The following is a 2,908-nucleotide window of genomic DNA, read 5'->3' on the forward strand; positions in this document are numbered from 1 at the left end:
GCCTAGCGGAGGGAGGCGTTCCTCACTCAAACAGCGCCGCCTTCAGCTTCTCGAAGGCCACGGCGCGGTGGCTCATGGCGTCTTTGGCGGCCGGCTCCATCTCGCCGAAGGTCTGATCGTGGCCGGTGGGGATGAAGATCGGATCGTAGCCGAAGCCCCTGTCGCCGCGCGGCGGGAACACCAGGGTCCCGTGCACCTCGCCCTGCACCACCACGGCCGGGCCGCCGTTGGGCCAGGCCACGGCCAGCGCGCAGGTGAACCAGGCCGACAGATCTTCCGAACCCGTGGCCTCGATACGCTCGGCCACCTTGTCCATGGCCAGGGCGAAGTCCTTGGTCGGGCCGGCCCAGCGGGCCGAATAGATGCCGGGCGCGCCGTCCAGGGCGGCGACCGACAGGCCCGAGTCGTCGGCCAGCGACACCTCGCCCGACAGGTCGGCGGCGTGGCGGGCTTTCAGCAGGGCGTTGCCGACGAAAGTCGTCTCGGTCTCGTCCGGCTCGGGCAGGCCCAGGGCGCCGGCGGCCAGCACTTCGAAACGGCCGTCGAGCAGGGCGGCCAGCTCCTTGGCCTTGCCCGGATTGTGGGTGGCGGCGACGATCTTCTGGCCGTTGATCAGTTTCAGGGTCATCGCGCGGCTCCTCGACAAAAGACGGCCCGTTAGACCCCCGGCGGACCCTCGCCGCAAGGCCCGATCATTGCGAAAGTTTAATATCGTTTATCGATAAGCGACATTGTTCGCTGGCCGCCGATCGGCGATCCTGGCGTCATCGGAGAAAGGCTTCTCCGTCCCCCCGCCTGGAACCGCCCTGATGACCTTGCCCCGCCTGTTCAGCCTGCTGGAAACCTCGGCCTTCCGCCTGGCGACCGTGGCGCTGATCGCGGGCCTGCCGATCTCGGCCGTGACGTTCCTCGCCCACTCGCTCTAGACTTCAATCCGGCGACCGCCTGAGAGCGAGTCGCCAAAAGGTTTTGGCGGGGAAAGCCCATGCGCGCCTTGGGGCCGGGCTCGGTATCGAGCTTCCTGAAGATCATTCTCGACGTCAGCTACTACGTGCTGTGGATCTGGGTCAGCCTGCTGGCCCTGGTGACCATCCTGGTGCTGCTGCTGAGCTTCAACACCGACCTGCTGACCTCGATCCTGCCTAGCGAACTGGCCGAGCCCCTGGCCAAGAACGGTCCGGGATCGGCCGCGGCCCTGGCCGGCTGGGCGCTGATGTCGGGCGGCTGGATGGCCATCGTCGAGCGGCTGCGCAAGATCTTCGCCACCATGACCCTGGGCGACCCGTTCCACCCCGAGAACGTGCGCCGCCTGCGGGTGGTGGGCGGCATACTGGCGGCCCTGGAGGTCGGACGCTATGTGTTCGCGGCCCTGACCCGGGTGCTGATCGACGGCGAGAAGGTCGTCGACGGCTCCTTCACCCTCAACGCCTGGTTCTCGGTGCTGGTGGTGTTCGTCCTGGCCGAGGTGTTCCGCGAAGGCGCGCGCCTTCGTCGCGAAGCCGAACTGACCATCTGAGCGCGGAGTTCGTCTCGCCATGTCCATCCGCGTCAATCTCGACCGCGTGCTGCTGGAGCGCCGCATGTCGCTGACCGAGCTGTCCGACCGCGTCGGGGTGACCATCGCCAACCTGTCGATCCTGAAGACCGGCAAGGCGCGGGCCATCCGCTTCTCCACCCTCGACGCCCTGTGCCGCGAGCTCAATTGCCAGCCCGGCGACCTGATGACCTTCGAGCACGGGCCGGGCGAGGGCCACGACGAGGACTGAAGCGGATCGGCATCCAGTTGTTCGCGACCTTCAACTCCGTGTCTCCCCGCGAAGGCGGGGACCCAAGCTGGTTTTCAGGATTAGGCGCGACCGTGGATCGATCCCAGCCTCGGCTTGGGTCCCCGCCTTCGCGGGGATGTTCGGTGAAAAATGAGCTCGGACTGGTGAACGTCGATCCGACCTGAAGGCGCCCTTGCGGCGAGGCCCGCCGCGCCACACCTGCTGGCCATGCAAATCGTCTGTCCATCCTGCGGGGCGGCCAACCGCCTGCCCGAAGACCGCGACCCCGGCGCCGGCAAGTGCGGGCGCTGCAAGAGCGCCCTGTTCACCGCAACGCCCATCGAGGTCGACGCCGCCGGCCTCGACCGCCACCGCCGCCTGACTCAAGGCGCGGCCGTGCTGCTCGACGTCTGGGCTCCGTGGTGTGGGCCGTGCCGGGCCATGGCGCCCAACTACGCGGCCGCCGCCGCCAAGCTGGAGCCTCGGGTGCGCCTGCTGAAGCTGAACTCCGAGGCCCATCCCGCGCCGGCCTCGGCCCTTGGCGTCAGCGGCATCCCGGCCCTGATCCTGTTCCGCGACAACGCGGTGGTCGCCCGCCAGGCCGGCCTGATGAGCGCGCCGCAGATCGTGGACTGGACGACCCGGGCCCTGGGTTAGGCGACGTCTTGACCCCTCCCCCTTGATGGGGGAGGGGCAGGGGTGGGGGTGGTTACGGCGGTGGCCGTACGCTGTGGCTCGCTCAGCAGGTCACCCCCATCCCCGACCCTTCCCCCATCAAGGGGGAAGGGGGATCTACCAGGAGATCAGGATGATCGAGCGTATCGGCAAGGCGGCGCGGTGGAGCGACGCGGTGGTCTTCAACGGCGTGGTGTTCCTGTCGGGCCATGTCGCCGAAGCGACCGTGGGCGGTTCGGTGCTGGAGCAGACGAAGGAAGTGCTGGCCCAGATCGACGACACCCTGGCCCAGGCCGGCTCCAGCAAGGCCCGGCTGCTCAGCGCGACCATCCATCTGGCCGACATCAGTCAGATCGGCGAGATGAACGCGGCCTGGGACGCCTGGGTCGATCCCGAAAACCCGCCGGCCCGCACGACGGTCGAGGCGCGACTGGCCGATCCGGGCTACGCTGTGGAGATCACGGTGG

General features: G+C 68.5%; 5 protein-coding genes. 4 read left to right on the top strand and 1 reads right to left on the bottom strand.

The window, feature by feature from the left end; genetic code table 11:
* Positions 1 to 22: 22 nt before the first annotated feature.
* A complete protein-coding gene (gene rdgB, locus DMC18_RS17110; protein ID WP_110120427.1) occupies positions 23 to 628 on the bottom strand; it encodes an RdgB/HAM1 family non-canonical purine NTP pyrophosphatase in 606 nt (201 codons plus the stop codon).
* Between the two features lie 357 nt (positions 629 to 985).
* On the opposite strand from rdgB, the gene DMC18_RS17115 reads away from it, so the two are divergent.
* From DMC18_RS17115 to DMC18_RS17130, 4 genes are all read left to right on the top strand, one after another.
* Positions 986 to 1,516 carry a DUF2975 domain-containing protein gene (locus tag DMC18_RS17115; RefSeq protein WP_110120426.1) on the top strand — a complete coding sequence of 177 codons (531 nt, stop codon included), beginning with the start codon at positions 986 to 988 and terminating at the stop codon, positions 1,514 to 1,516.
* A 19-nt stretch (positions 1,517 to 1,535) separates the two neighbouring features.
* Positions 1,536 to 1,766 carry a helix-turn-helix transcriptional regulator gene (locus tag DMC18_RS17120; RefSeq protein WP_110120425.1) on the top strand — a complete coding sequence of 77 codons (231 nt, stop codon included), beginning with the start codon at positions 1,536 to 1,538 and terminating at the stop codon, positions 1,764 to 1,766.
* A gap of 228 nt (positions 1,767 to 1,994) precedes the next feature.
* Positions 1,995 to 2,423 (top strand): thioredoxin domain-containing protein, encoded by a 429-nt coding sequence (locus tag DMC18_RS17125; RefSeq protein ID WP_110120424.1) that lies wholly within the window; start codon positions 1,995 to 1,997, stop codon positions 2,421 to 2,423.
* A 151-nt stretch (positions 2,424 to 2,574) separates the two neighbouring features.
* On the top strand, positions 2,575 to 2,908 hold a 334-nt coding region (locus DMC18_RS17130; RefSeq protein WP_110133136.1), incomplete at its 3' end, for a RidA family protein.

The organism is Caulobacter sp. D5, assembly GCF_003185805.1.
Taxonomy (GTDB): Bacteria; Pseudomonadota; Alphaproteobacteria; order Caulobacterales; family Caulobacteraceae; genus Caulobacter.

Coding starts and splice junctions, on each gene's coding strand:
- rdgB (WP_110120427.1), bottom strand. CDS start 628: ATGACCCTGAAACTGATCAACGGCCAGAAGATCGTCGCCGCCACCCAC.
- DMC18_RS17115 (WP_110120426.1), top strand. CDS start 986: ATGCGCGCCTTGGGGCCGGGCTCGGTATCGAGCTTCCTGAAGATCATT.
- DMC18_RS17120 (WP_110120425.1), top strand. CDS start 1,536: ATGTCCATCCGCGTCAATCTCGACCGCGTGCTGCTGGAGCGCCGCATG.
- DMC18_RS17125 (WP_110120424.1), top strand. CDS start 1,995: ATGCAAATCGTCTGTCCATCCTGCGGGGCGGCCAACCGCCTGCCCGAA.